The 26,202-nt window shown below is 33.0% G+C and carries 27 protein-coding genes and 1 pseudogene; 12 read left to right on the plus strand and 16 right to left on the minus strand.

Translation table 11 applies throughout. The annotated features are described in order from the left end of the window. Positions 1-40: 40 nt before the first annotated feature. From AB3G33_RS08615 to trmD, 3 genes are all read right to left on the minus strand, one after another. Complete coding sequence (locus AB3G33_RS08615) at positions 41-2,263, minus strand: NADP-dependent isocitrate dehydrogenase (protein WP_367768256.1); 2,223 nt, start codon at positions 2,261-2,263, stop codon at positions 41-43. A 249-nt stretch (positions 2,264-2,512) separates the two neighbouring features. After that, the gene (gene rplS / locus AB3G33_RS08620; RefSeq protein WP_367751816.1) at positions 2,513-2,863 is read right to left on the minus strand and encodes a 50S ribosomal protein L19; all 351 of its coding nucleotides are present in this window, start codon (positions 2,861-2,863) and stop codon (positions 2,513-2,515) included. 169 nt (positions 2,864-3,032) lie between these two features. Then, entirely contained in the window at positions 3,033-3,713 is a 681-nt protein-coding gene (trmD, locus tag AB3G33_RS08625; protein WP_367768259.1) for a tRNA (guanosine(37)-N1)-methyltransferase TrmD, read from the minus strand. Between the two features lie 335 nt (positions 3,714-4,048). Here trmD and AB3G33_RS08630 point away from each other — a divergent pair, with 335 nt between their 5' ends. The 4 genes from AB3G33_RS08630 to AB3G33_RS08645 all read left to right on the plus strand — a co-directional run bounded on the left by AB3G33_RS08630 (position 4,049) and on the right by AB3G33_RS08645 (position 7,072). Next, positions 4,049-4,453, plus strand: a complete 405-nt coding sequence (locus AB3G33_RS08630) for a cytochrome c (protein WP_367768262.1) — start codon at positions 4,049-4,051, stop codon at positions 4,451-4,453. A gap of 17 nt (positions 4,454-4,470) precedes the next feature. Then, positions 4,471-5,607 (plus strand): hypothetical protein, encoded by a 1,137-nt coding sequence (locus AB3G33_RS08635; protein ID WP_367768264.1) that lies wholly within the window; start codon positions 4,471-4,473, stop codon positions 5,605-5,607. A 24-nt stretch (positions 5,608-5,631) separates the two neighbouring features. After that, positions 5,632-5,961 (plus strand): hypothetical protein, encoded by a 330-nt coding sequence (locus AB3G33_RS08640; RefSeq protein ID WP_367768267.1) that lies wholly within the window; start codon positions 5,632-5,634, stop codon positions 5,959-5,961. Positions 5,962-6,139: 178 nt separating this feature from the next. Further along, positions 6,140-7,072 (plus strand): peptidylprolyl isomerase, encoded by a 933-nt coding sequence (locus AB3G33_RS08645; RefSeq protein WP_367768270.1) that lies wholly within the window; start codon positions 6,140-6,142, stop codon positions 7,070-7,072. Positions 7,073-7,149: 77 nt separating this feature from the next. On the opposite strand, the gene AB3G33_RS08650 is transcribed toward AB3G33_RS08645, so the two are convergent. Then, positions 7,150-7,716 carry a thioredoxin family protein gene (locus AB3G33_RS08650; protein WP_367768273.1) on the minus strand — a complete coding sequence of 189 codons (567 nt, stop codon included), beginning with the start codon at positions 7,714-7,716 and terminating at the stop codon, positions 7,150-7,152. Between the two features lie 111 nt (positions 7,717-7,827). On the opposite strand from AB3G33_RS08650, the gene AB3G33_RS08655 reads away from it, so the two are divergent. The 3 genes from AB3G33_RS08655 to AB3G33_RS08665 all read left to right on the plus strand — a co-directional run bounded on the left by AB3G33_RS08655 (position 7,828) and on the right by AB3G33_RS08665 (position 9,489). Further along, positions 7,828-8,169: a tRNA-binding protein gene (locus tag AB3G33_RS08655; protein ID WP_367768276.1), complete on the plus strand. Its 342-nt coding sequence runs from the start codon at positions 7,828-7,830 to the stop codon at positions 8,167-8,169. A gap of 440 nt (positions 8,170-8,609) precedes the next feature. Then, positions 8,610-8,942: a four-helix bundle copper-binding protein gene (locus AB3G33_RS08660; RefSeq protein WP_367768279.1), complete on the plus strand. Its 333-nt coding sequence runs from the start codon at positions 8,610-8,612 to the stop codon at positions 8,940-8,942. Between the two features lie 79 nt (positions 8,943-9,021). Beyond that, positions 9,022-9,489 (plus strand): YbhB/YbcL family Raf kinase inhibitor-like protein, encoded by a 468-nt coding sequence (locus AB3G33_RS08665; protein WP_367768281.1) that lies wholly within the window; start codon positions 9,022-9,024, stop codon positions 9,487-9,489. A 51-nt stretch (positions 9,490-9,540) separates the two neighbouring features. Here the strand turns inward: AB3G33_RS08665 and AB3G33_RS08670 are convergent, their stop codons facing one another. The 8 genes from AB3G33_RS08670 to AB3G33_RS08705 all read right to left on the minus strand — a co-directional run bounded on the left by AB3G33_RS08670 (position 9,541) and on the right by AB3G33_RS08705 (position 18,670). Next, on the minus strand, positions 9,541-10,218 hold the full coding sequence (locus AB3G33_RS08670; RefSeq protein ID WP_367768284.1) for a GNAT family N-acetyltransferase: 678 nt from the start codon (positions 10,216-10,218) through the stop codon (positions 9,541-9,543). A 120-nt stretch (positions 10,219-10,338) separates the two neighbouring features. Beyond that, complete coding sequence (locus AB3G33_RS08675) at positions 10,339-11,160, minus strand: sulfurtransferase (protein ID WP_367768286.1); 822 nt, start codon at positions 11,158-11,160, stop codon at positions 10,339-10,341. Continuing rightward, the gene (locus AB3G33_RS08680) at positions 11,161-11,526 is read right to left on the minus strand and encodes a DoxX family protein (protein ID WP_367768289.1); all 366 of its coding nucleotides are present in this window, start codon (positions 11,524-11,526) and stop codon (positions 11,161-11,163) included. Between the two features lie 56 nt (positions 11,527-11,582). Further along, positions 11,583-14,093, minus strand: coding sequence for a cation-translocating P-type ATPase (locus tag AB3G33_RS08685; RefSeq protein WP_367768293.1), 2,511 nt, complete (start codon positions 14,091-14,093; stop codon positions 11,583-11,585). A gap of 64 nt (positions 14,094-14,157) precedes the next feature. Next, positions 14,158-15,327 (minus strand): MFS transporter, encoded by a 1,170-nt coding sequence (locus AB3G33_RS08690; protein ID WP_367768296.1) that lies wholly within the window; start codon positions 15,325-15,327, stop codon positions 14,158-14,160. A gap of 96 nt (positions 15,328-15,423) precedes the next feature. Further along, a complete protein-coding gene (locus tag AB3G33_RS08695; protein ID WP_367768298.1) occupies positions 15,424-16,338 on the minus strand; it encodes a mechanosensitive ion channel family protein in 915 nt (304 codons plus the stop codon). A 116-nt stretch (positions 16,339-16,454) separates the two neighbouring features. Next, entirely contained in the window at positions 16,455-16,838 is a 384-nt protein-coding gene (locus tag AB3G33_RS08700; protein WP_367768300.1) for a PUR family DNA/RNA-binding protein, read from the minus strand. A gap of 71 nt (positions 16,839-16,909) precedes the next feature. Beyond that, the gene (locus AB3G33_RS08705; RefSeq protein WP_367768303.1) at positions 16,910-18,670 is read right to left on the minus strand and encodes an ABC transporter ATP-binding protein; all 1,761 of its coding nucleotides are present in this window, start codon (positions 18,668-18,670) and stop codon (positions 16,910-16,912) included. Positions 18,671-18,873: 203 nt separating this feature from the next. Here AB3G33_RS08705 and AB3G33_RS08710 point away from each other — a divergent pair, with 203 nt between their 5' ends. The 3 genes from AB3G33_RS08710 to yajC all read left to right on the plus strand — a co-directional run bounded on the left by AB3G33_RS08710 (position 18,874) and on the right by yajC (position 21,393). Further along, positions 18,874-19,980: a Glu/Leu/Phe/Val dehydrogenase gene (locus AB3G33_RS08710; protein WP_367768306.1), complete on the plus strand. Its 1,107-nt coding sequence runs from the start codon at positions 18,874-18,876 to the stop codon at positions 19,978-19,980. A 198-nt stretch (positions 19,981-20,178) separates the two neighbouring features. Continuing rightward, positions 20,179-21,090, plus strand: a complete 912-nt coding sequence (nusB, locus tag AB3G33_RS08715; RefSeq protein WP_367774126.1) for a transcription antitermination factor NusB — start codon at positions 20,179-20,181, stop codon at positions 21,088-21,090. A gap of 30 nt (positions 21,091-21,120) precedes the next feature. Continuing rightward, the gene (yajC, locus tag AB3G33_RS08720) at positions 21,121-21,393 is read left to right on the plus strand and encodes a preprotein translocase subunit YajC (RefSeq protein WP_367768308.1); all 273 of its coding nucleotides are present in this window, start codon (positions 21,121-21,123) and stop codon (positions 21,391-21,393) included. A gap of 74 nt (positions 21,394-21,467) precedes the next feature. Here yajC and AB3G33_RS08725 read toward each other — a convergent pair whose 3' ends face one another. The 3 genes from AB3G33_RS08725 to pepT all read right to left on the minus strand — a co-directional run bounded on the left by AB3G33_RS08725 (position 21,468) and on the right by pepT (position 23,935). Beyond that, the gene (locus AB3G33_RS08725) at positions 21,468-21,884 is read right to left on the minus strand and encodes a hypothetical protein (RefSeq protein WP_367768310.1); all 417 of its coding nucleotides are present in this window, start codon (positions 21,882-21,884) and stop codon (positions 21,468-21,470) included. A 191-nt stretch (positions 21,885-22,075) separates the two neighbouring features. Then, positions 22,076-22,663, minus strand: a complete 588-nt coding sequence (locus AB3G33_RS08730; RefSeq protein ID WP_367768312.1) for a YdeI family protein — start codon at positions 22,661-22,663, stop codon at positions 22,076-22,078. Continuing rightward, complete coding sequence (gene pepT, locus AB3G33_RS08735; protein WP_367768314.1) at positions 22,664-23,935, minus strand: peptidase T; 1,272 nt, start codon at positions 23,933-23,935, stop codon at positions 22,664-22,666. Between the two features lie 282 nt (positions 23,936-24,217). Here pepT and AB3G33_RS08740 point away from each other — a divergent pair, with 282 nt between their 5' ends. Continuing rightward, a complete protein-coding gene (locus tag AB3G33_RS08740) occupies positions 24,218-24,739 on the plus strand; it encodes a DUF6799 domain-containing protein (RefSeq protein ID WP_367768317.1) in 522 nt (173 codons plus the stop codon). Between the two features lie 211 nt (positions 24,740-24,950). Then, positions 24,951-25,973: a quinone-dependent dihydroorotate dehydrogenase gene (locus AB3G33_RS08745; RefSeq protein WP_367768320.1), complete on the plus strand. Its 1,023-nt coding sequence runs from the start codon at positions 24,951-24,953 to the stop codon at positions 25,971-25,973. Between the two features lie 64 nt (positions 25,974-26,037). Here the strand turns inward: AB3G33_RS08745 and AB3G33_RS08750 are convergent. Continuing rightward, positions 26,038-26,181: pseudogene (locus AB3G33_RS08750) on the minus strand (DUF3307 domain-containing protein); the annotation flags it as partial. Positions 26,182-26,202 lie beyond the last annotated feature (21 nt).

Here is a 26,202-nt window from a genome sequence, read left to right on the forward strand (position 1 = left end):
CCAGTTGCCTTTTTTAGGTATAATTTACGGTAAAATAGATTTACGCGATTTTTGCTAATATTGCATTAAATGTTGCGCTAGGACGCATTGCTTTGCTTGTTAATTCTGGATTTGGTTGGTAATAGCCACCAATTTCTTGTGGTTTTCCTTGTGCTCCAATTAATTCAGTATTTATCTTAGCTTCGTTTTCTTCAAATTCTTTTGCGATTGGCGCAAAAATAGCACGCAATTCAGCATCTTTACCTTGGTTAGCAAGTGCTTCAGCCCAATACATTGCTAAATAAAAATGAGAACCACGATTATCAATTTGGCCTATTTTTCTTGAAGGAGATTTATCATTTTTCAGGAAAGCATCATTGGCTTCATCTAAAGTTTCTGATAAAATAATTGCTTTTGAGTTGTTTAGGGATTGTCCTAAATGTTCTAAAGAAGCTCCTAATGCTAAAAACTCACCTAATGAGTCCCAACGTAAGTATCCTTCTTTAGTGAATTGTTCTACGTGTTTTGGAGCTGATCCACCTGCACCAGTTTCAAACAATCCACCACCATTCATTAATGGAACGATAGATAACATTTTTGCTGAGGTTCCTACTTCTAAAATAGGGAATAAGTCAGTTAAGTAATCACGTAATACATTTCCTGTTACAGAGATTGTGTCTAATCCGTCTTTGATTCTTACTAATGTGAAATTAGTTGCTTCAATTGGGTTTAAAATACGAATATCAAGTCCAGTTGTGTCGTAATCTTTTAAGTATGTTTTTACTTTTTCAATTAATTGTCTGTCATGCGCTCTGTTTTCATCTAACCAGAAAACAGCAGGAGTGTTTGATAAACGTGCTCTATTTACAGCTAGTTTTACCCAGTCTTGTATTGGAGCATCTTTGGCTTGACACATTCTAAAAATGTCTTTAGCTTCAACTGCCTGTTCCATTAATACAGTTCCTTTTGTGTCAACAACACGTACAACACCATTTCCAGTCATTTGGAACGTTTTGTCATGAGAACCATATTCTTCTGCTTTTTGTGCCATCAAACCTACGTTTGGTACACTTCCCATTGTTGTAGGGTCAAAAGCACCATTCTTTTTACAGAAATCGATTGTTGCAGTATAGATACCTGAGTAACATCTATCAGGAATGATAGCTAAAGTATCTTGTTGTTTTCCATCTTTATTGAACATTTGTCCTGAAGTACGAATCATTGCTGGCATAGATGCATCAACAATAACGTCAGAAGGCACGTGAAGATTTGTAATTCCTTTGTCCGAATTAACCATCGCTAATGCAGGACCGTTTTCGATTGCTTTATTTATGGCAGCTTCTACTTCAGCTTGCTCTGGGCGTCCAGCGATTTTTGCATAAACATCACCTAAACCATTTCTAGTGTCAACGTTTAATTCATCAAATAATTTAGCATATTTTTCGAAAACAGCTGCGAAGTATACTTCTACAATTGCACCAAAAATAATAGGATCAGAAACTTTCATCATAGTTGCTTTCAAGTGAACTGAAAGTAATATGTTGTTTTTCTTAGCTTCGGCAATTGCTTTGGTAACAAATGCTTTTAAAGCTTTTAAATGCATTACAGAGCTGTCTATGATTTCACCCACTTTTAGAGGAGTACTTTCTTTAAGAACAGTTGTTTTTCCATCTTCGGAAACAAATTCAATTTTAACATCCGTGGCTTCTTTTAGTGTAATTGATTTTTCACTTCCGTAAAAATCACCAGTTTCCATTGAGGCTACTTCTGTTTTAGAATCTGCTGACCATGCTCCCATTGAATGTGGGTTTACTTTTGCGTAATTCTTAACTGCTTTTGGTGCTCTACGGTCTGAATTTCCTTCACGTAAAACAGGATTTACTGCAGAACCTAATATTTTAGAATACTTTTTCTTGATTTCATTTTCCTCTTTATTTTGAGGTTCTTCAGGAAAATTTGGAATTTTATACCCATGAGCTTGAAGTTCAGCAATTGCTTCTTTTAATTGAGGAACAGATGCAGAAATATTTGGTAATTTGATAATGTTTGCTTCTGGATCATTAGCTAGTTTTCCAAGTTCAGCTAAAGCATCTTTTACTTTTTGATCTTCATTTAAAAATTCTGGAAAGTTAGCTAGTATTCTTGCTGCTAACGAAATGTCTTCGGTTTCAATTTCAATTCCTGCAGTTGCAGTAAATGCTTTAACAATTGGTAAAAAAGAATAAGTTGCCAATAAAGGCGCCTCATCTGTCAAAGTGTAAACAATTTTTGATTTTTCAGTCATTATTTTTATTTTTATAATCGTATCCTTAAATATGCTAGGATGTGGAATGTATGTTTTGCTTAAAATTAAGCGAAGCAAATATATGAAAATCAGAGTATAATTGGATAGGATTTTGTATAGAAAAATACGAATTATAGTATAACTAACGAGTTAACCTCAAATTGTGATTTTTATTTTTAGTTTATACTCTGAATAATGCAAAAAAAAGCCCCGACAATGTCGAGGCTTTTATGATAAAGAGACAGTTGACTATCTTCTTTTGTCTTTAATTTTTGCTTTTTTACCGGTAAGTTCTCTGAAGTAGAAAATTCTAGCTCTACGAACTGCACCTTTTTTGTTGATTTCAACTTTTTGTAAAGCTGGCAAGTTTACAGGGAAGATACGCTCAACTCCTACTGCACCTGACATTTTACGAATAGTAAAAGTTTCTGTGTTACCAGAACCTCTTCTTTGGATAACAACTCCTTTAAAAAACTGTGTTCTAGTTTTTTCACCCTCTTTAATTTCGTAGTAAACTGTGATTGTGTCTCCAGCTCCGAATACAGGGAAATCTTTTCTTGCAACTAATTCGTCTTGAACGAATTTCATTAAATCTGCCATGATAATTTTAATTATGGTTTTTTATCAAATCAACATTCACGGATCTCGCCAGAGGTTAATCTAAAGTGGGTGCAAAAGTAAATAATTATTTTGAATTATAAATTATAAATTTTGAATTATTTAAACACTTATTTAGAGTCATTTATAATTTAAAATGCAACATTTAAAATTATTCTTCATCAAGTAAATCTGGGCGTCTTGTTTTAGTATGTTCATACGCCTTATCTTCTCGCCATTTATCTATTTTGGCAAAATTACCGCTTGTCAAAACATCAGGAACTTTCCAGCCTTTGTAATCAGCAGGTCTTGTATATATAGGTCCTGACAATAAACCATCCTGAAAACTATCGGTCAACGCTGAGGTTTCATCACTCAAAACACCTGGAATCAATCGAATCAACGCATCCGATAAAACCAATGCGCCCAATTCTCCACCACTCAATACATAATCGCCAATAGATATTTCTTTGGTAATAAAATGATCTCGAACTCTTTGATCTACTCCTTTATAATGTCCACATAGAATAATAATATTCTCATACATCGACATGGTATTGGCCATTTTTTGGTTCAATGTTTCTCCGTCAGGAGACATATAGATGATTTCATCGTAGGCTCTTTCACTTTTTAAATGCGTAATGCAGGCATCAATCGGCTGTACGGTCATCACCATACCAGCACCACCACCATAAGGGTAATCATCTACACTTTTCTGTCTGTTGGTAGTGTAGTCGCGCAAATTATGAAAATGTACTTCTACTAATCCTTTGTCAATAGCGCGTTTCATAATAGAAGCTTCAAACGGACTCCTTAATAGTTCTGGTAAAACGGTAACAATATCAATGCGCATAATTTCTTATCTAAGTTATGAAGCCGCAAAGGTACAAAGTTTTTAAGATTCAAAAATTCACTTCTGCTATAAGTTATTTAGGAAGCAATTTCCAGCTGTCCACTTTATCTATTGTGCCAAACCCTGGCACAATAGGATGCCGTTTCCATCTGGGCTAGGGGTAAGTGGAATTTGGGGTCTTATAAAACATTAACTTTAAATAACTACTTCCTTTAAAAACGATATGAAAACAGTGAAGCTGAATTTTATTGAATTATTATAAAAGTATGATATATGTCATGTATTTTAACTGTAAAAAGCTTTAAATTAGATACTTGTAATTAATATTCAATATCATGAAAAATAAATATTTGTTTTTAATTGTACTGGTATTGATTTTATTTCAATTCGATAAAATTAATGCCCAAAGTCAAACTTGGGTTGCTCCTAAATCTGCATATGATCTCATAAATCCGTTTAAAGGCAACGAAAAAGCAACTGCTGAAGGAAAGAAATTATACAATCAAATGTGTGTGATTTGTCATGGAATACAAGGCAAAGGAAATGGAAGTGCTGGTGTAGCTCTAAGTCCTAAGCCATCAAATTTTTTGACAATAAACGTTGTCAATGAAACAGATGGTGCGATTTTTTGGAAATTAACTGAAGGGAAATCACCAATGGCTTCATATAAGGACGCATTAAGTGAAAATCAACGATGGCAGTTGGTAAACTACATTAGATATTTAGAGAAAAATAAATAATATTAAATTAAAAAAAGATGAATAAGACAAAATGGTTATTTGTGTTTTTGTGCTTGAATGTTTTTCTTTTTAAAAGTGTTGCACAAGATACTAAATCTTTAAATAAATCGATTTTTGGCCAGACTAAACTCGTAATTGTAGGAAATGCACAGGCAGATTATATGTACAATAAGGAAGAGAATGGTTTTGGGAATGTGGATTTTAAACCCATTTTTCTGTGGAGCCTGTCAGATAAGTTATTTATTGAATCAGAGATAGAGATTGCTACTGGTGATGGTGCAGTTGAAGTTGTTTTAGAATATGTAAATATGGTTTATTTTTTAAACAATAATTTAGCAATACACTTTGGTCGTTTTTTACCGAAATTTGGTAGTTATAGAGGGAAGTACATGGAAGGTTATTTGAATCGGTTTCCTAATAATCCAGTGGGTTTTGGGGATGGTGGTATAGGTCCAATGGTTGAAACAGGGATTGGACTTCAAGGTGGTGCCGAAATTGGTAAAGCCACTATAAATTATGATTTTTATATTTCCAATGGACCTCAATTGCTCCCTGGTAATGCAGATGCTCCAGATGAAGCAGGACAGTTTGAATACGAAGCCTATAAAGAAAATAATAAGGATAAAGCAATCGGTGGAAGAGTAGGGATTCTTCCGTTATATGATTCTAGCTTAGAATTAGGGTTTTCATTTCAACATGCAGCTAAAACGGGTGATTCTGGAACTAGTTTAGAAAATGTAAAAGTAGATATGTATGCAGTAGATGTTAGTTATTTTAAAAGTATCGAAGCTATAAGTTCTAATTTGAAAATCCTTGGGGAATGGAAAAGTTTAAATGCTGGTGATGCTTACTATCAGGATTTTGAATCAGAAACTGGAAATTATACATTTAAAAATAAAAGTACAGCTTATTATGTGCAAGCTTCAATAAGACCTTCAGGAGCAACTTCTGATTTTGTCAACAATTTAGAATTTGCAGGAAGATATTCAGAATTTGATACACCTAAAGAAGCACTTTGGGGTGGAGGTTTAAAAAAACAGACTGCATTTTCGCTTAATTATTGGCTGGGTTGGAATCGAGTTTTTAAAGTGTCTTATCAAGTGCAGGACAATCAGCCCAATTCACTTATTGCTCAATTGGTTTATGGCTTTTAAAATTAAATCTAAAAATAGTTAAAAATGAAAAATATAAAAATAATCTATTTTATGCTGCTCTTTTTTTCTTTTATAGTTTTCGAAGGCTGTAAAACATCAGAATCAAATTTGTATACAAATATGCCTTCAAGCGAAGAAGTAAACAGGAGTACTACTAAAAGAGCAGAAGTGTTAGTAGAAAAAAGTGGTGCCCAGCTTTGGGGTGAAAATTGCGTTAGATGTCATAATGCACCTCCACCACAAGCTTATTCAAATGAGCAATGGGATGTAATTGGTCAGCATATGAGAGTACGTGCTAATATATCTAAAGATAAAACGGAAAAGATAATCGCTTTTATAAAATCCGCTAATTAGAAATCTTGTTTAAAGTTGTAACACATTTTATAAAAGTAGTATTAGATTCTTTAGAAGAAATATATAACAAGTATAGCGCTTTAAAGTTTCAAAAGAACAGTTTACTTTTTCTAAATATTGAAATTTTCAAATTGGCTATTAAATTCGTAAATTTGCAATTCTATAAAAAACAAATACAATGGAAAACGGAATATACGCTAAATTCAACACCGCAAAAGGAGCGATTTTAGTAAAACTAACACACGATTTAACACCAGGAACAGTAGGGAACTTTGTAGCTCTTGCTGAAGGAAATATGGAAAACAAAATAAAACCTCAAGGACAAAAATTCTATGATGGTTTAAACTTTCATAGAGTTATTCCTGATTTTATGGTTCAAGGGGGTTGTCCTCAAGGAACAGGAACTGGAGATCCTGGGTACAAATTTGACGATGAATTTCACAAAGATTTGCGTCACAATGCACCAGGAGTTTTAGCAATGGCAAATTCAGGCCCAGGTTCTAATGGTTCTCAATTTTATATTACACACGTTGCAACACCTTGGTTAGATGATAAACATACCGTTTTTGGAAATGTTGTCGAAGGACAAGATGTTGTTGATGCTATTGCTCAAGGAGATGCTTTAGAGTCAGTTGAAATTATAAGAGTAGGTGATGAGGCTAAAAACTGGAATGCTATCGAAGCATTTGTTGGTTTAAAAGGAGCTCGTTTGAAAAAACAAGCTGCTTTGAAAGCAGAATCAGAAGCCAAAATGGAACAATTAGCCGCAGGTTTTGAAAAAACAGAAAGCGGATTGCGTTACCAATTTATCCAAAGAGGTTCTGGTAAAAAAGCAGAAGCTGGTAAAACAGTTGCTGTGCACTACGAAGGATCATTAGAAAGCGGAAAAGTTTTTGATTCTTCTTATCCAAGAAAAAAACCAATCGAATTTAGATTAGGTCAAGGTCAAGTTATCGAAGGTTGGGACGAAGGTATTGCTTTGTTACAAGTAGGAGATAAAGCACGTTTCGTGATTCCTTCTGATTTAGGATACGGACCAAATGGTGCTGGAGGAGTAATTCCACCAAACGCTACTTTGATTTTTGACGTAGAATTAATGGACGTTAAATAATAATTGATTATTGAAATAAATAGAAAACGCCTCAAAATATATTTTTGAGGCGTTTTTTTATCTAGGAAGTTTAAATCTTACGCTTCTTTTTTCCACTTAATATTACAACCAATACTTGGTTTTTGTTCGGCATTTATGGTTCTGTTATAAATCACGCCATCAATTGCACCACGTAAATCGCTTCCGCTAAGGGGAATCCCGTTGCCAGGGCGGCTGTCATCTAGTTGTCCTCGGTAAACGAGTTTGTCTTGATTGTCAAACAAAAAGAAATCTGGCGTACACGCTGCATCATACGCTTTTGCAACTTCTTGGTTTTCGTCATATAAATAAGGAAATTCAAAATTATTTTCGAATGCAAATTCGGTCATTAACTTTGGAGCATCCTGCGGGTAATTTGTAACATCATTACTCGAAATAGCTACAATGCCAAGTCCTTGTACCCTATAATCATTTGCAATCATTATAATTTCCTCAATTACATGAAGTACAAACGGACAATGATTGCATATAAATACGACCAAAGTACCTTTCTCCCCTTTTACATCAGCGAAAGAAAACCATTCTGTTCCAGATTTCATGTCTTTCAAGTAAAATTCGGGAGCTTTTGTCCCTAGAGCGAGCATGTTTGATGGAGTTCTTGACATTGTATTTTTAATTTTATATTCAGGTTTAAAGTTATGAAAAAAGGATTGCTTTTTGCCTAAAATGATTATTTTTAGATTTTATAAGTCATTTGAACAAAACCAAAATTTAAAATGGAAAATAATTTAAGTTGGCAAGATTTTGAAAAAACAGAAATGCGTGTAGGAACTATTCTAGCCGTCAATGATTTTCCCGAAGCCAGAAAACCAGCCTACCAATTGACGATTGATTTTGGGGAAACTATCGGAATCCGAAAAACTTCGGCACAAATTACTAAACGATATTCGAAAGACGATTTATTGAATCGTCAAATTGTAGCGGTAGTTAATTTTCCTAAAAAACAAATTGGAAAATTCATGAGCGAATGTTTGGTTTTAGGAGCAGTTGGAGCCGAAGGGGATGTTATTTTGTTAGCCCCTGATTTCAAAATTGATAATGGACTGCGAATTGGGTAGTTTTCTTAGTTTAAAAAATAATATAATTTTCTTATAAACCAGCTAATTTTAATGTAACTATCTGTTTTTTAGTTGTTTATTTAAAAAAATAAGATTAAATTTACTTCCCGATTTAAGTAAGTGTCACTAATGCACTTACTTTTATTGCTTCAAATAATTTTTGTTAATGAATGTATACAAACCCTTGCTTTCTAGGTGTTTTTTATACCATGATTGTATTATGCAAAATGCAATTGGCTAAACCCCAAAGTCAATTTTAATATCCAAATAAAAATAGTGCTATATATAATAGTTAAAATCAGGCAGGAAGTTTTACGCAAACTATGCAAATTTTAGAATACTATTGAATTAGAATAATTGAATTCAACTATTTGTGGTTCCTAGTGAATCGCTATTGTGAGTTTTGGATGAAAATAAGTATTAATTTAAAAGTTAATAAAATGGAAAATCAAAAAATGATTGAATTATTACAGTACTGTGCGGCGCAATGTACCCATTGTTATGATGCCTGTCAATTAGAAAAAGAAATGGATATGAGTATTTGTAAGATGAATGACTTAGACTGTGCCGATATTTGTCGGTTGACAGCACAAATACTAGAAAGGAAATCGGATAATTCAGCAGTATTTTTAAAAGCCAGTGAAGAGATGTGTGATTTATGTGCAACGGAATGTGAAAAGCATGCCCAAATGGAACACTGTAAAAAATGTGCGGAAGCTTGCCGTAAATGCGCTAATCAAATTCAAGAGTTTAAAGTCGAGCATCACGTATGATTTTTTTAGTTACAGTATAGGAAGAAGCATATTTTATTGAGATCAAATAATTAATTAGAAACCTTAAATACTATTTATTATGTCAACAACTATAAACACAAGCTTGAGAATAAAAAGCAGTTCATTTAAAAACAACAGTGCTATTCCATCAAAATATTGTTGTGATGGATTAAATATTAACCCAGAACTTTCTATTGACGATCTTCCAGAAAATGCAAAAAGTCTGGCTATTATCGTTAAAGATCCTGATGCAAAAAATGGGGATTATTGCCATTGGATTGTTTGGGATGTTGATCCGAAAACTAGCATCAAAGAAAATAGCTCACCTGGAATTGAAGGCAGAAATAGTAAGGGAATGAATAAATATGCAGGGCCTTGTCCACCGATGGGTATTCACCATTATCACTTTCAAGTATATGCATTAGATACAAAACTAAGTTACTTGCCTCCTAGTAGTAATGAAAAGGAACTAAAAGCAGCAATGAAGAGCCATATAATTGCCAAGGGTGAATTAATTGGACTTTATAAAAAAATGGATGCTCATTAAACCATTTTTGCTTTCAATACCTTATGCGTTCTTATAATTTTGGAATTGGGATTAGTTTTTGGCAATTTGCCAGATACTTATTTTAGTTCGGGTTATAAATCCTAATTTTTCATATAATTTGATGGCACCTACATTAGCTTCAGCTACATGCAGGAAGGGTATTTTGTTTTGCTCAAAAATGGCATTTGTGGTATATGCCACTAGTTGTTTTGCGTAGCCTTTTCCTGTGTGTTCTGGATGCGTAATAACGGCGCTTACTTCGATAAAATCATCCATTTGCATGCGTTCGCCTGTTATAGCTACGAGTTGGTTGTCTTTAAAAATACCGCAGTAATTGCCTAATTCAGCTGTTTTTGATTTGAAATATTCCGGATAAACAATTTTTACTAAGGCCAAAAGTGCTGCTCTATGACTTTCGTCTAGTTTTACGATTTCATTAGTATATGTTAAGTTGATTTTTTCGCGAACAATCATTTGTAAGCACAGCAATTCGTCTTTTAATTGTAAAGATTGAGGAAGGTTTGGTTTTGCACCAAAGATGAAAAAGGAAGGAACTAATTTGGCGTAAGCCACTAAATCTTCGCTATTATTTGGGATTTCATTAAATGCACCAAAAGAACAATAATCTGGATTGTAGAAGCGTGTTTTATTGTAAGTAAGCGCAAGTTTTTTATGGCTTTCTGCCAAGGAATACCAAACAGGATTGTCTAGTTTATATTCTTTGTTCATGATTGAAATTTATTATTAATCTAATCAGCAATTTTAAGATCTGAATGTTTTTTTATTTTGATTTTTACTATTTTAAAATGTACTTGAATTAAATTTAGTGCCATAAATGCAACTAAAAAATCACTCAATAGGTAAGCTCTCTATCTGTCCCCATTCCGTCCAAGAACCATCGTAAACTGCTTTTATGTTTTTATTTCCAATGAGTTCGTAAGCAATTAAATCAATGCAAGCCGTTACGCCAGAACCACAACTAAAGGTTAAAGGGCGATCCAGTTTTGGAAGTATTTTAACTAATTCTTCTTTGGGAAGAAATTTCCCGTCCTGTAAAAGATTAGTATATGGAATATTAATCGAGCCAGGAATATGTCCGCTTCTAAGCCCAGCTCTTGGTTCTTTGGTTTCACCCAAGAATCGATCACTAGAACGCGCATCAATCAAAACCGCTTCTTTAGAGTCAATGTTTTCTAGAATTTGTTCTTTGGTTTTAACCAAATCAGGATTGAAATTAGATTCGAAATTACCCAAAGGATATTCTCTTTTGACAGACTTCTCTACGGGAAGATTTTCTTTTGCGTAAGCGGGAAGACCTCCATCCAAAACCCAAACTGCTTCATGTCCCATAATCGTAAACAACCACCACGCTCTTGGACTGGTATAAATTCCTATACTGTCATAAACCACAATTTTACTGTCTTTGTTTATACCCAGTTTTCTAGCTGCTTTAGTAAAAGCAGCTGGATCTGGGAGAGTATTTGGTAATGGATTGGTTGTGTCGCTAAAATCATTTTTAATATCAAAAATGCGAGCTCCTTTGATTTGCAGTTCCTCAAATTGTAATTCTTCTTTAGTTTGATTTACTTTTTGAGAGGCATCGAGTAAAATTAAGTCAGCATCTTCAAAATGTTCTTTGAGCCAACTTACAGAAACTATTGGGTTTTTCATTTATGTGGTTTTAAAAACTTTTTTATCGTAAAAGTAGGAAATAATAAGTAAAATTAGGGCAATTATAGAAGGCACATATCCACCATCTCCAGCATTAATATGCGCGCTGAAGGCCAGCAGGAAATCATAGAAAAAACCAGCATAAGCCAATTCTTTTAGGAAAGTGGATTTTTTAGTTAGGATTACCAGTATTCCTAAAAACTTGGCTGTAGCCAAAGGATAAATAATATAGATAGGATAGCCTAAACTTTGAAATAATTCCTCAACCATGGCATGGTTGAAAACAAACATTCCAGCAGACATAAGCATCATTACAGATAATAATCCAGTGGCAACCCAATACACAATTTTGTCTTTCTTTTTCATTTTATTACATTTAAATAATTGATAATAAGCAAATTGAATTAATGTAGTAAAGGTAATTATATTTTTTTAATGCGTTTAATCCACTTCCATATTTCAATCCAAAGAACTGAAACGCCACTTACTGTGATGCAAATTCCAATTTGACGAAGTTGAAGTGGGAGCACGTCAAAAAAGTCGGCAATGGGACTGATGTATAAAATCATTCCAAGCATCAATAGAGTGATGGAATTTACAAAAACCATCATGTTATTTTTGTTTTTTAAAGATAAAAAAACCGAATAATAAAAGGAACGATTAACGAGCGATAAAATGATATTGGAGAAAACTAAGGTGGTAAAAACCATCGTTCTGGTTAAATTTTCGTTTCCTCCATTTTGAACTGTTAATTGGTATACAAATAATATCCCAAGTGTGATTGCTATTCCTTGTATAATACTTATTCCCATTTCTTTTAGTGATAAAAAAGTGCTTCCCAATTGTCGAGGCATTTGTTTCATACTATTTTTTTCAGCAGGTTCGTTTTCATACACAATAGAACACATAGGGCCCATTACTAATTCTAAGAAAATAACGTGAACTGGGGTGAAAATATTGGGGTAAATCCAACCTAAAAATAAGGGTAATGAAACCGTTAGGATTATGGGGATATGTATGGAAACAATATACTGTACTGCTTTTTTGAGATTGGTATAAATGCGACGACCTGCCGCTACAGCCACAATCATTTTGGATAAATCATCATCTACTAGAATTAAATCGGCGGCAGTTTTTGCAATTTCAGTTCCTTTTTTTCCCATGGCAATCCCTATGTGAGACGCTTTTAATGCAGGTCCATCATTGACACCATCGCCAATCATCGCAACCACTTGATTGTCGTTTTTTAGTGCATTGACAACGGCTAATTTTGCTTCGGGAAACATACGAGTCATAAGCGTACTGTTGTGAATACTTTGTAATCTTTTTACTTCGTCCAGCTTCATGATTTCTTCCCCTTCCATTACAATGTCAGGATTTTTTATCCCAGCCATTTCTGCAATGGCTTTAGTGGTCACACTATTGTCACCTGTAATTACTTTTACTTGAATACCTGCTTCATAGAATTGTTTAATTACCTGGTGAATATTGGTTTTAGGAGGATCATAAAAAATGACCAATCCAACAAAATGAAAGGGAAGCTCTTCTTGGTTTATTGGAAAGCTTTTTTCGGTATAATCAGAGTAGGCAACACCAAGAATACGATAGCCTTTGGAAGCCAAGAGTTCTATCGTTTTATAAATTGTATTTTTTTCCTCGGTATTGAGGTTGGATACTTTTAGTATAGTTTCGGGAGCACCTTTTGCGGCAATTATTCGCTTTCCTTCTTGATTTTGAAAAACGTGTGTCATCATGGGTGGTTTTCCATCAAGGGGATATTCATGAACCATCAAGAAATCTCGGCGGTTATCATTAGTGGTAGTAGCCTCATATTCTTGATGCACTGTTTTTTCCATTGGGTCAAAAGGAACGGGCTCACTGGCCCACATTGCTGTTTCAATAACTTTTTTGGCTTCAGGATTATTCCAATTTTCCTTTTCAAATAATTGATTGGTATCAAAAGTATAAACCGATTGTAAACTCATTTTATTCTTAGTAATAGTACCAGTTTTATCCGTACAAATTACTGTAGCACTCCCTAAGGTTTCTACCGTTCTTATTTTTTTAACAATGACTCCTTCTTTCATTAATCGCCAGGAGCCCAATGCCATAAAAGTCGTGAAAGCCACAGGAATTTCTTCTGGTAAAATCGACATAGCTAAGGTTAGTCCTTTTAATAGACTGTTCAATATGTCATGCGTTTTCCAGTAGTATACACCCCAAACCAATAAGAAAATAACAATGCCAATAATGGCCATTCCTTTTACAAATTTTTCTATTTGTACTTGTAGTGGCGTAGGTTGTTCTTTAATGTTTAAAATAGAATTTCCTAGTTTTCCAATTTCAGTTTCAGGACCAATTTTAGTGGTTTTATATACTGCTAATCCCGAAGCAACTAAAGTGCCACTAAAAACAGTTTTTTTATCCGTTTTCTCCGATTTAAAAACCGAATAGGCTTCACCGGTAAGTGTAGATTCATTAACAGAAAAATCGTTGCTGTGCACAATTTCACCATCGGCATTGATCGTATTGCCTTCTTCAGCGATAACCAAATCATTTATGACAATTTCTCGGGTGGGAATTTTTATTGCAACACCATTTCGAAAAACGGTACTTAATGGTTCGTTTAATTTTTCTAAAGCTTCCAATGCTTTTCTACTGCGATTGTCTTGAAAGAATGATATTCCAGAAACAGCCACTATTGCAGCTAACATAAAACAAGCTTCACTGTTTTCACCTAGTATGAAATATATAATCGATACCGCAATTAAAAGTAAAAGCATGGGCTCTTTTAAGATATCAAAAAGAGTCAACCACCATTTGTATTGTTGTTTTTGAATTTGTTCATTGTTGCCAAATTGATTTCTTGAAGTGAGAACTTCGGCATCAGTCAGACCAATGATATTTTTAGGAATGTTGATTTCTTTTGACATTGTAAAAAAGGAGTAGATGTAACTCAAATATAAGTTTTTTACTTTAATCTTAAACCACTAGTTATTATCCTTTTTCTTTGGTCACCAGAATGAAATAGAATAAAATAAAAATACTAGAAATTCCAGTTACTATAAATGTGGTTGCAGGGCCAAATTGATACCAAATTAATCCTGCCAAGGAGCTGGCTAGCATAGTGAAAATACTTTGAAAGGCAGAATAAGTACCAATTGCTGTTGCAGTATCTTTCTTGTCAGTAATGTTACTAATCCATGCCTTTGAAACGCCTTCAGATGCAGCTGCATATATTCCATAAATGGAAAATAAACCAATAAAAATAATACTACTGTGATTAAATCCCATTCCGAAATAAACAACAGAAAAAAGGACTATACCAAAAAGTAACATTTTTTTTAGTCCAATTTTATCAGCTAGAATTCCTAAAGGAAAAGCACATAGGGCATATACTAAATTGTAAAAAATATAAATACCAATTACCTTAGTGTCACTTAATCCAGATTGTTTTGCTTTAAGCAAAAGAAAAACATCGGAACTGTTAAACAAGGTAAAAGCAAGAAGTCCAATGACTACTTTTCGATACATAACTGGACTGGTTTTCCAATAATTTAAAAAGGAAAAAAAAGGAGTTGGTTTGGGTTGTGCTGCATTCGTTTTTGTTTTCTCTTTTAGAAAAAAGGAGGCGCTTACAGCCAATAAACCTGGAATAAAAGCGATATAGAATAATGTTTTGTAATCTTGTGGGTAATAATAGAGATAGATTAATGCTAATGAAGGTCCTAAAACAGCACCTAATGTATCCATGGAACGATGAAAACCAAATATCTTTCCTTTGGTTTCTGGAGTAGCTTCATCAGAAAGAATGGCATCTCTTGCGCCCGTTCGAATTCCTTTTCCAATGCGGTCGATAGTTCGAGCAAAGAAAATCCAAAGAGGATATATAAAAACAGCCACCATGGGTTTTGAAAGGGCACTAAAAGCATAGCCTAATTGTACAAATGGCACTCTTTTACCTACAGCATCAGAGCGTTTTCCAAAATACCCTTTGCTAAATCCCGCCGTCGCTTCGGCAACACCTTCGAGAATACCTATGAGTACAATTGAAAATCCAATGGACTTTAAATAAATAGGCATAATGGGATACAACATTTCGCTGGCTGTATCTGTAAATAAACTAATCAAGGATAGAATCCAGACCGTGCGACTGATGTTTTTCAAGAGGAATTAGATTAAGTTTTACGTTATAAATATAAATAAAAAAGCCTGAAAATCAGATGACTTTCAGACTTTTAAAAATATATATTTTGGAAAGATTTACTTATTATTTTGCTCTTCTTTTTCTTCTTCAATTTCTACTGCTGTATCTTTTATATGGTGTAAAACCATTTGAGGAAATGGAATTTCAATTCCTTCGTTGTCAAAGGCTACTTTTAGTCTTTTGCGAAGTTCACCAGTAATTTCCCATTGTTTACTTGGCTGTGTTTCACCTAAAATCTTGAGCATTATTGAAGAATCGGCAAAATCATTTACTCTCAAAAATTGTGGTGCAAGTATAATATTTTCTTTCCATAATGGATCATTGGCTAATTCCGTTCCTACTCTGTTGATCACACTAATTACATGTTCTAAATTAGAGTTGTAGCCTACACCCATGTCTAAATTGATACGAGAGAAATCTTTGGAAAGATTAGACACTTTTTTAATTTCTCCATGTGGAATATGATGTACGGTTCCGTCTAAATCTCTTAAAGTTGTTTTTCTTAAACTAATTTCTTGAACGGTACCACTTGCATTATCAAAACTCACTACATCACCTATGCGGTATTGATTTTCTAGAATAATAAAAAGTCCTGAAATAATGTCTCTAATCAGGTATTGTCCACCAAAACCAAAAGCCAAGCCTACAATTCCTGCAGCAGCTAATATTGGTGCGATTTCAACTCCAAATTCTTGAAGAACCATTAAGGATGTAATGACTAATAATCCAATATTGGCTGTAGTTGTAAATATTTGAATCAGTGTATTTTCTCTTTTTTCTTCGGCTTCTTTAGATGAAATTCCGTCAGGTCGTACCGCAATTCGTACCATTTTTTCTATAAAGCGAACAATGATTTTATTTAATATAAAAGCACCAACAATTATAAAGATGATTTTTAAACCGCTTGTTAGGAGCCAGGGAATAACTAATTCGGCGTATTTTTCTAGGTATTTTTGAAAAATTTCTTGCATTTAATGTTTATTTTAAGTTTAAAATATTATTTTTATTAAAATAAAAAGTCCAAAAAATCATATGATTTTCGGACTTTTAGCTTTAATAGGTAGTATGAAAAGAATTTAATTTTTAATTAAATGTCATCAAAATCAATGTCGGTAAAACTAGAAATATTTGGTATTGTTTGTTCGTTGGTTACTTTTTCAGTAGCATATTCTTTTTTGAAATCTCTTTGATGTCTTTCTGAGATTACTTCTTCGCCTTTGTGGTTCAAAACATAAGAAGTCATATCATTAAGAATTTCAGCGAAAGCGGTAAAGTCTTCTTTGTATAAATATATTTTGTGTTTTTTGAAGTGAAATGATCCATCTTCTTCAGTAAACTTTTTGCTTTCGGTAATTGTAATATAATAATCATCCGCTTTTGTCGCTCTAACATCAAAGAAGTACGTTCTTCTTCCAGCGCGTAAAACTTTAGAAAAGATCTCTTCTTTTTCTAACATGTCATTTTCTCTCATAATCCGTTCTATCAATTAATGGTTGTTAACTAGTACTCAAAAATCTTAAAAAATTATGTATTACACAACAATTAAAGCAATTCTTTTTCTGAAAGTTGTTTTAAATACAAAGATGCATAATAGCCTTCTTGATTTACCAATTGATTATGAGTTCCTTGTTGAATAATTCGACCATCTTCAATAATAATAATTCGGCTTGCGTTTTTTGCTGAGGAAACACGATGGCTAACTATAATGGTTGTTTTGTCTTTACATATTTCAAAAAGGTTGTTTAAAATCGTTTCTTCTGTTTCAGTGTCTACTGCTGATAAACAATCATCAAACAATAAAATCGGAGGGTTTTTTATGATGGCTCTTGCAATAGAAACACGTTGTTTTTGACCTCCTGACAGCGTGATTCCTCTTTCTCCCAGAATGGTTTCGTATTGCTTATTGAATCCAATGATATTGTCATGAACCACGGCGCTTTTTGCTGCTGACTCCACTTCCTTATCAGTGGCATCTTCTTTACCAAATTTAATGTTGTTTTTAATAGAGTCGGAGAACAAAAAAGCATCTTGTGGCACGATACCAATACTGTTTCTTAAATCAAATAAATTTAAAGAACTGATTTCTTTAGCGTCTATTTTTATAGCACCATTTGTTGCGTTATATAGACGAGAAATCAAAGATAAAATAGTTGATTTACCAGATCCTGTTTTTCCAAGTATGGCCAGTGTTTCTCCTTTATTTACTTTGAATGAGATTCCTTTTAAGGCTTTGATCTTAGTGTCTTCGTAAGTAAAGCTCACATTATCAAAGACTATTTCCCCTTCTACGTTTGATTTTTCAGTGTTTGTATTTTGAATTTCAGGTTCTGTTTTTAGAAATTCATTCAATCGTTTTTGAGAGGCTTCGGCTTCTTGAACCATGGATGAAACCCAACCTAGTGATGCCACAGGCCAAGTAAGCATGTTGACATACAAGATGAATTCGGCTATAGTACCAATGCTTTTTATTGTTCCATCAATATACATAATCCCACCAAAATAGATTACAACTAAGTTGCTGATTCCTATTAAAGCCATCATTAAAGGTCCAAATAGTGATTGTACTTTGGCCAAATTCAAACTTTTGCTTTTGCTTTCATTTGCTAAAGCAACCATATTTTTTTGGTGTTGTTCTTCTAATGAATAGGCTTTTATTACTCGTACTCCAGAGAATATCTCTTGAGAAAAACTGGATACTTTTGATAAGTACTGTTGGAAAATGGTACTTCTCTTATTGATTTCTGAACTTAATTTGAAAATACCATAAGACAGTAAAGGCAGTGGTAGTAAGGTGTATAAGGTTAATCTTGGAGATACATTGTACATGTATACAATTACTATTGTAAAACGAATAATAGTATTGATGGAGTACATCACGGCTGGACCAACATACATTCTAACTTTTGAGACGTCTTCACTGATGCGATTCATTAAATCACCTGTACGATTTTGCTTATAGAAATTTTGAGATAAATTTTCATATTGTCTAAAAACTTCATTTTTTAAATCAAATTCAATGTGTCTTGACATTACGATTAAGGTTTGCCTCATTAAAAAGGTAAGAAAACCAGCAATTATGGTGGTGGCAATTATCAATAAAACATTAGAAATTAACTCTTGACGTATTACTTCGGAAGCAACGGTTTTGTCTTTTGAAAATTCTTCAATCGCCTTAAATGATTTGCTTATCAGTTTAGGTGTGAATAACATGAAGATTTGTGCGATTATTGTGAACAAAATTCCCAGTGAAAAACTGTATTTGTATTTTATAAAATATTTGTTTAAATAACTTAATTCTTTCATTTTTTTATGATATTCGGTATTATGATTCTCTTATTTTTTGATTAATTGTTGTTGTATTGTTAATTTTAGAAAAGTGATTAAAAGTAGTAAACATGTGAATTGCTTATTTTTTTTATAAAAAAATGAAATTTATTCATTTTTTATGTAAATTTGACTTGTCTTTTTGACAAATTCATAATTTTATCACTATAAAAATTAACGCTATGGATGCAACTTTCACAACAGGAAAGGAACTTCAAAAAATGGATCCCGTTTTTGGACAATTATCATTTGATGATCACGAACAAATTGTATTTTGCAATGACAAAGATACAGGTTTAAAAGCAATTATTGGTATTCATAATTCGGTAATGGGACCTGCTTTAGGTGGGACTCGAATGTTTGATTATGCAAACGAGTGGGAAGCCTTAAATGATGTATTGCGTTTGTCACGTGGTATGACGTATAAAGCGGCTATTACAGGATTGAATATTGGTGGAGGAAAAGCCGTTATTATGGGCGATGCTAAAACCAAGAAAACGCCTGAATTGATGCGTAAATTTGGAGAATTTGTACATTCATTAAGCGGAAGATATATTACTGCTGAGGATGTGGGAATGGAAACTAGAGATATGGACATTGTAAGAGACGTTACTCCTTATGTTACCGGAATATCTGAAGAAAGAGGAGGAGCCGGGAATCCTTCGCCAGTTACTGCTTTTGGAGTATATATGGGAATGAAAGCAGCTGCAAAACATAAATTTGGTTCTGATTCTCTTGCTGGAAAGAAAGTATTGGTTCAAGGGATCGGTCATGTTGGTGAAACATTAGTTGACTATTTAACTAAAGAAGGTGCTATTGTTACTATTGCTGACATCAATGAAGAAAAACTATACGAAGTAGGGACAAAATATAATGCAACTATTTATACAGGAGCTGATTTATATACTGCTGATGTTGATATCTACGCACCTTGTGCTATGGGAGCAACTATTAATGATACTACAGTTAATAAAATCAAAGCAAAAGTAATTGCTGGTGCTGCTAATAATCAATTGGCTAATGAAGATATTCATGGTGCTATTTTACAAGAAAGAGGTGTTTTATATGCGCCAGATTTTTTGATTAATGCTGGTGGAATTATCAATGTTTATGCTGAACTTGCTCATTATGGTAAAGCTGAAATTATGAGTAAAACAGAAAATATCTACAATACTACTTTGGAGATTTTTGATTATGCTGTTGCAAATAATATCACCACACACCATGCTGCACTTAGAATTGCTCAAAACCGCATTGATCAAAGAAAAATAGAAAACAGTAAAAAATAGGTTTTTAGTACTGTGAATTATTCCGTGTTGCGTTTTTTTTTGATAGTTAATTATCAATTATATAAAAACGGAACACGGAATACTTTTAAAATAAGCAATTATATATTTTATTATAAACAATGAAATACTTATTTTTGCACCCTAATTAATAAAAGTTCTTACAAGGTGGTAAACAGAAGACACATTCGCGTTAAAGTAATGCAATCCATTTATGCGATGCATCAAAACGGTTCTGATAATCTAGAGAAGGAAGAAAAATTTCTTTTTTATAGTATCGATAATATTCAAGATTTATACCTTACCATGATTTCTTCCTTAATGGAAATTGGTAAAAAAGAAGCTGAATTCTTGCATAAATCAAGTCTTAAACATCTTGCAACTCCACAAGAGCGTAAACCAAACGAAAAATTTATTAAGAATAGTATTTTCCAAATTCTTGCCGAAAACAATTCTTTAAGCATTGCTTTAGAAAATCGCAAAATTGATGCTTGGACTCTTAATGATGATTATATTGTGTTATTACTAAATGCTATAAAAGCGAGTAATCATTATATAACTTATATGGATAATCCTGAAAGTTCTTTTGAAGAGGATCGAAAGCTTATTGTTGATCTGTTTATGGATGTAATTGTACCTAATGAAAAATTGTACGAATATTTAGAAGACGATAAATTGACTTGGATTGATGATATTCCATTAGTAAATACACATATTATTAAGCAATTGAAATCCATGAAGCCTATTATGGACGATAATTTTACTGTTCCTAAGGTATATAAGGATGCTGAAGATAAAGCTTTTGTTAAAGATTTATTTAGAAAAACAGTTTTAAACGAGGTTGAATTAGCTAAAGAATTTGTTGATAAAACACCCAACTGGGATAGTGATCGAATTGCTGAGGTAGATACAATTATTTTAAAAATGGCGATTTGCGAGTTTTTAAAATTCCCTTCCATTCCTGTTAAAGTAACTTTAAATGAATATTTAGAACTGGCGAAAGAGTATTCTACTCCAAAAAGTAGTATTTTTATCAACGGAATTTTGGACAATTTAGTTAAAGAACTAGAAACCAATAAAAAAATGATTAAAGCCGGTCGCGGTTTAATGTAATAGTAATAAATAAAAAAAGAATTCAAAATTATGGAACAATTAACTCAATTTGCACCGTTTTTATTAATGTTTGTCGTAATCTATTTCTTTATGATTAGACCACAACAAAAAAGAGCTAAAAACGAAAAAGAATTTGAAAGCAGTCTTAAAGTTGGTGATAAAATCATTACAAAAAGTGGTCTTCACGGTAAAGTTTCTGAACTTGCTACAACTACGGTTATTGTAGAGACAATGTCTGGAAAATTAAAAATGGAGCGTTCTGCAATTTCTATGGAAATGAGTGCAGCTTTAGCAAAAAAATAATCCTTATTTTTAAGGTTATAAAAAAGTCCCAATCGAAATTTTCGTTTGGGACTTTTTTAGTTTTATGAAAAGTTTTATTTCTTTTTCTTTTTATTTTTCTTTGCTTTTTTAGCTTTCGCCTTTGCTTTTTTATCCTTAATTTTCGCTTTGGCCCTAGCTTTTTTCGCTTTGTCTTTTTTCGCTTTCTTGGCCTTTGCTTTTTTCGCTTTTGCTTTTAGTTTGGCGACTTCTTTGACAACTAGTTTTTTTATTAGTCCCTTTTCTTTCTGTTTTTCCTTCTTCAGTTTGTCTTTTTCTTTTTTCTTTTCATCCTTAGTTTCGTCAAGAGTAGTTCCTTTTGGCGTTTCACTTGTTTTCTTTTCTGTAATTGCTTTGGGAATAACTTCGGCAACAGGTTTGGCAACTTTGGGTTTTCTGGATTTAGCGGGTGCTTCTTTTTTATTTGTAACTGCTGTTTCTGGAGTGGTTACCTCTTCTTTCTTCTCATCCATAATACTATATTTAGGTTATTAATATTTTGCTTTTATTGGGTTGTAATGAATTTATTAGCAAGGTATTAGTAAATATACTAAATAAAAGAACAAGATAATGTTAAGCTTTTGCCTACAAGTTTAATTTATTCTGGGTAAGAAAAATAAAAGTGGGTATTAAAATAAGAAAAGCCCCATGATTGGGGCTTTTCTTATTTGTATTTATCATTCAAACTAATATTGGCTAGAATCATTGGTGTTATTTTTTCAATTCTCGAAAGTTTTGTGGGCTCTCGTTTTGCTTCTTCAATGTATTCGTGGAATTCCCGTTGTTTGGCTAATGAAAATTTTTGAAAGGCTTCCGCCAATATACTACTGGAATCTATTGCGAGTTGTAATTCTGTCGATACAAGTGTTTCTTTTGCTGTAGCTTTAATTACTTTTCCTTTTTTTTCATTTTCAATTGCTTCCAAGATATAAGTTAATACTTCTTTATCATTAACCTCTTCTTTTGAATTAAAACGCCATTGTCGTAAAGCTTTTGTTATGCCTTCTTGAGCATTTACTAATACTTTTTTTTCATCTTTAAGAAAAACACCATTAAAGAACCAAATTCCAAAATAACTCTTAAATCCACCAATACCAATCACATTTTTATTGTTCAAAACATAAACAGGACCACCCCATTTTGTAGTTTCAATCAATTCAGTTTGGGCAAGAATTTCTTTCAGTAGATGTAACTCTTCTGTCCAGTTATTATTCTTGTCCCAAGTATGTTTTTTTGGTGTGGATGTGTCCAATTATTTTCTCTTTTTAGATAGTTCTAATCCAAAGTTAGGCATTGAAGTTAGTTCAGCGATTTTTACAATTACGTCAACCGCTTTCTGCATGCTTTCAACAGGAACATATTCATATTTTCCATGAAAGTTGTGTCCTCCTGCAAAAATATTAGGACAAGGTAATCCCATATAGGATAATTGACAACCATCAGTTCCCCCACGAATAGGTTTAATCAATGGTTTGATTTCTAGTTCTTTCATTGCTTTTTCGGCAATGTCAACAATATGTTTTACGGGAACCACTTTTTCTTTCATATTGTAATACTGGTCTTTGATCTCAGCAATCACAATGTCTTCCCCAAATTGTTTCGCAAATTTCTTATTGATTTTGCGACTTATTTTTTCAATTTTTTCTTTTCGTTTTTCGAATTTTATCTTGTTATGATCTCTAATGATTAATTCCAAGACAGTTTCCTCAATGCTCCCTGTTAAATGGTGTACATGATAAAAACCCTCATATCCTTTTGTCTCTTGTGGCGTTTCATCAGAAGGCAAAGCATTGATAAAATCATTGGCAATCAACATGGAGTTGATCATTTTTCCTTTGGCATAACCTGGATGCACACTTTTTCCTTTAAAAGTAATTTTGGCTCCAGCCGCATTAAAATTCTCATATTCTAATTCACCTATTTGACTTCCATCCATTGTGTAAGCCCAGTCAGCACCAAATTTATCTACATCAAAATGATGTGCTCCGCGACCAATTTCTTCGTCAGGTGTAAACCCAACTCTAATTTTCCCGTGATTGATGTCTGGATTTTTGATTAGGAATTCCATTGCAGTTACTATTTCAGTAATTCCCGCTTTATCATCTGCTCCTAAAAGGGTTGTTCCGTCAGTTGTAATTAATGTTTGTCCTTTGTATTGTAATAAATCCTTGAAATAGCTTGGAGATAAAATGATGTTTTGTTCTGCATTTAAAACAATGTCTTTACCGTCATAATTTTTTATGATTTGTGGGTTTACATTGGCTCCAGTAAAATCTGGTGTGGTGTCAAAATGAGAGATAAATCCAATAGTTGGTACCTCATGATCGACATTGCTTGGTAAAGTTGCCATGATATATGCTTTATCATCTATGGTTACTTCTTGCATACCAATTGCTTTTAATTCGGCTACTAATTTATTGGCTAAGTCCCATTGTTTTGCAGTACTTGGAGTTGTGTCTGAACTTGCGTCAGATTCGGTGTCAATCGTTACATAACTAATGAAACGGTCAATGATATGTTGCATAAAAGTATATTTATATATGAGGGACAAATATACAGTTTATTTACAAACTGAATTCGTAAGATGGCTTTGGTCTTTTGTTAATTAGGTATAATAAAGAAAGAGAAGCCTATTTACAATTGTTTTGTTTTTTAGCAGAAGGATAAAATTATACAGTAAAATTAGATTTTATTTAAAGTATGTTTCGTTAAACTTAAAAAGCGTTAAAAAAAACGGATTGACCACTTTTTTTTGTAAATTTAATAGTCGTTAGAATAAACGTATAATATTAAAAATCAAATCATTATGAAAAATTTATTATTATTTATCATCGCTGTGTTATTTTGTTCAGGAGTAGAAGCCCAAGATAATAAAATGCAAAAAGAAAAGATGCATGATGCTAAAATGGCACAAATGAAAGAGTATTTGAAAATGAAGGACGGTAAGGTAATGATGATGAAAGAGGGTAAGATGATGATGATGAATAAAGAGATGACATTGTCTAACGGTACTGTGGTTGCTCCAAATGGAATGATGAAAATGAAAAATGGCCAGTCTATGATGATGAAAAATGGCGAAATGATGAATATGCAAGGCATGATGATGAAAAATTATGTAAAAATGAAAGATGGTAAAATGATGATGATGAAAGAGGGCAATATGATGATGATGGATAAAGAAATGAAAATGTCTAACGGTGCAATGGTCTCTCCAAACGGAATGGTTAAAATGAAAAATGGGAAAACCATGATGATGAAAAATGGGGAGAAAATGGATATGGACGGTATGATGATGGAGAAAATGGAAATGAAAAAAGACAAAAAATAAAACGCTTTGAAGTTCAGTTTTTGATTAAAAAAAAACAGTTAAAGTGGTAGTTTTTACAACCGAAGCCTATTATTAGGCTTCGGTTTTTTTATTTCATTTAAAACTCTAGCCTATAGAACCCTTTAATTTTAGTTGAATAATAAATTTTAGTTTACAAATATTTATTTATCGACTATATAATTCTATTTTTGCACAACACAACTAAATATACATGTACAAACTTCTTATTCGTCCGCTATTTTTCTTATTTGATCCTGAAAAAATACATTATTTCACTTTCTCGCTGGTTCGCATTACTTCTAAAATTCCTGGTTTTTCGGCAATTTATCGTTCGCTTTATCTGGTAAATGATAAGCGTTTAGAAACCGAAGTTTTTGGATTGAAATTTAAAAACCCAGTAGGTCTTGCCGCTGGTTTTGATAAGGATGCCAAGCTGTATAAAGAGTTGTCGAACTTTGGTTTTGGATTTATAGAAATTGGTACTTTAACACCAAAAGGACAAGATGGAAACCCTAAAAAGCGTTTATTTCGTTTGAAAGAAGATTCGGCAATTATTAACCGAATGGGTTTTAATAATGGAGGAGTTCTGGAAGCAGTAGATCGATTGAAAGCAAATAATGGCGTTTTAATTGGTGGAAACATTGGTAAAAATAAATTGACACCAAATGAAGAAGCGACATCTGATTACGAAATATGTTTTGATGCTTTGTATGATTATGTTGATTATTTTGTAGTGAATGTAAGTTCGCCAAACACACCAAATTTGCGTGCGCTGCAAGATAAAGAGCCATTGACTCAGTTGTTGCAAACACTTCAAAATAAAAATTTGGCAAAACCAAAACAAAAGCCTGTCCTTTTAAAAATTGCTCCTGATTTAACAGATGAACAGTTATTAGATATTATTGATATTGTGGCTGAAACTAAAATTGCGGGTGTAATTGCAACCAATACAACTATCTCGCGTGAGGGATTGCAATCAGTCAATAAATCCGAAATGGGGGGATTGTCTGGGAAACCATTAACAAAACGTTCGACAGAAGTAATCCGATTTTTATCTGAAAAAAGCAATAAAGCTTTCCCTATTATTGGAGTAGGAGGAATCCATTCTGCTGATGATGCTATAGAAAAACTAGAGGCTGGAGCAAGCTTGATACAGTTGTATACCGGTTTTATTTATGAAGGACCAGCATTAGTAAAAGCGATAAATAAAAAGATTTTGGAACGATTGAAATAATTCGTTTCTCAATATATATATAGAAGTCCGTTAGAAAGTTTCTATCGGACTTTTTTATTTTCTATTAGGAGAGAATTTGTACAATAAGTCCTGTAAGTAGAGCAATTCTGAAACTTAATAAAGTACCTATTAATACATATTCGGTTAATTTTTGGTCTTTGGCCTCTTTCAAATCTCCAAAACGAAAAATAGATTTGGCTGCCAATAAAATGGAATCGCTTATAAAGGG

Source organism: Flavobacterium sp. WC2421 (assembly GCF_040822115.1).
Taxonomy (GTDB): Bacteria; Bacteroidota; Bacteroidia; order Flavobacteriales; family Flavobacteriaceae; genus Flavobacterium.

What these genes read in the sequence shown, in the direction of transcription:
- AB3G33_RS08745 (WP_367768320.1), top strand. Translation starts at nt 24,951, where the DNA reads ATGTACAAACTTCTTATTCGTCCGCTATTTTTCTTATTTGATCCTGAA.
- AB3G33_RS08705 (WP_367768303.1), bottom strand. Translation starts at nt 18,670, where the DNA reads ATGAAAGAATTAAGTTATTTAAACAAATATTTTATAAAATACAAATAC.
- AB3G33_RS08635 (WP_367768264.1), top strand. Translation starts at nt 4,471, where the DNA reads ATGAATAAGACAAAATGGTTATTTGTGTTTTTGTGCTTGAATGTTTTT.
- trmD (WP_367768259.1), bottom strand. Translation starts at nt 3,713, where the DNA reads ATGCGCATTGATATTGTTACCGTTTTACCAGAACTATTAAGGAGTCCG.
- AB3G33_RS08695 (WP_367768298.1), bottom strand. Translation starts at nt 16,338, where the DNA reads ATGCAAGAAATTTTTCAAAAATACCTAGAAAAATACGCCGAATTAGTT.
- AB3G33_RS08725 (WP_367768310.1), bottom strand. Translation starts at nt 21,884, where the DNA reads ATGGATGAGAAGAAAGAAGAGGTAACCACTCCAGAAACAGCAGTTACA.
- AB3G33_RS08660 (WP_367768279.1), top strand. Translation starts at nt 8,610, where the DNA reads ATGGAAAATCAAAAAATGATTGAATTATTACAGTACTGTGCGGCGCAA.
- AB3G33_RS08645 (WP_367768270.1), top strand. Translation starts at nt 6,140, where the DNA reads ATGGAAAACGGAATATACGCTAAATTCAACACCGCAAAAGGAGCGATT.
- AB3G33_RS08655 (WP_367768276.1), top strand. Translation starts at nt 7,828, where the DNA reads ATGGAAAATAATTTAAGTTGGCAAGATTTTGAAAAAACAGAAATGCGT.
- pepT (WP_367768314.1), bottom strand. Translation starts at nt 23,935, where the DNA reads ATGCAACATATCATTGACCGTTTCATTAGTTATGTAACGATTGACACC.
- AB3G33_RS08675 (WP_367768286.1), bottom strand. Translation starts at nt 11,160, where the DNA reads ATGAAAAACCCAATAGTTTCTGTAAGTTGGCTCAAAGAACATTTTGAA.
- AB3G33_RS08680 (WP_367768289.1), bottom strand. Translation starts at nt 11,526, where the DNA reads ATGAAAAAGAAAGACAAAATTGTGTATTGGGTTGCCACTGGATTATTA.
- AB3G33_RS08670 (WP_367768284.1), bottom strand. Translation starts at nt 10,218, where the DNA reads ATGAACAAAGAATATAAACTAGACAATCCTGTTTGGTATTCCTTGGCA.
- AB3G33_RS08700 (WP_367768300.1), bottom strand. Translation starts at nt 16,838, where the DNA reads ATGAGAGAAAATGACATGTTAGAAAAAGAAGAGATCTTTTCTAAAGTT.
- AB3G33_RS08640 (WP_367768267.1), top strand. Translation starts at nt 5,632, where the DNA reads ATGAAAAATATAAAAATAATCTATTTTATGCTGCTCTTTTTTTCTTTT.
- AB3G33_RS08650 (WP_367768273.1), bottom strand. Translation starts at nt 7,716, where the DNA reads ATGTCAAGAACTCCATCAAACATGCTCGCTCTAGGGACAAAAGCTCCC.
- yajC (WP_367768308.1), top strand. Translation starts at nt 21,121, where the DNA reads ATGGAACAATTAACTCAATTTGCACCGTTTTTATTAATGTTTGTCGTA.
- AB3G33_RS08615 (WP_367768256.1), bottom strand. Translation starts at nt 2,263, where the DNA reads ATGACTGAAAAATCAAAAATTGTTTACACTTTGACAGATGAGGCGCCT.
- rplS (WP_367751816.1), bottom strand. Translation starts at nt 2,863, where the DNA reads ATGGCAGATTTAATGAAATTCGTTCAAGACGAATTAGTTGCAAGAAAA.
- AB3G33_RS08665 (WP_367768281.1), top strand. Translation starts at nt 9,022, where the DNA reads ATGTCAACAACTATAAACACAAGCTTGAGAATAAAAAGCAGTTCATTT.
- AB3G33_RS08685 (WP_367768293.1), bottom strand. Translation starts at nt 14,093, where the DNA reads ATGTCAAAAGAAATCAACATTCCTAAAAATATCATTGGTCTGACTGAT.
- AB3G33_RS08710 (WP_367768306.1), top strand. Translation starts at nt 18,874, where the DNA reads ATGGATGCAACTTTCACAACAGGAAAGGAACTTCAAAAAATGGATCCC.
- nusB (WP_367774126.1), top strand. Translation starts at nt 20,179, where the DNA reads ATGCAATCCATTTATGCGATGCATCAAAACGGTTCTGATAATCTAGAG.
- AB3G33_RS08630 (WP_367768262.1), top strand. Translation starts at nt 4,049, where the DNA reads ATGAAAAATAAATATTTGTTTTTAATTGTACTGGTATTGATTTTATTT.
- AB3G33_RS08740 (WP_367768317.1), top strand. Translation starts at nt 24,218, where the DNA reads ATGAAAAATTTATTATTATTTATCATCGCTGTGTTATTTTGTTCAGGA.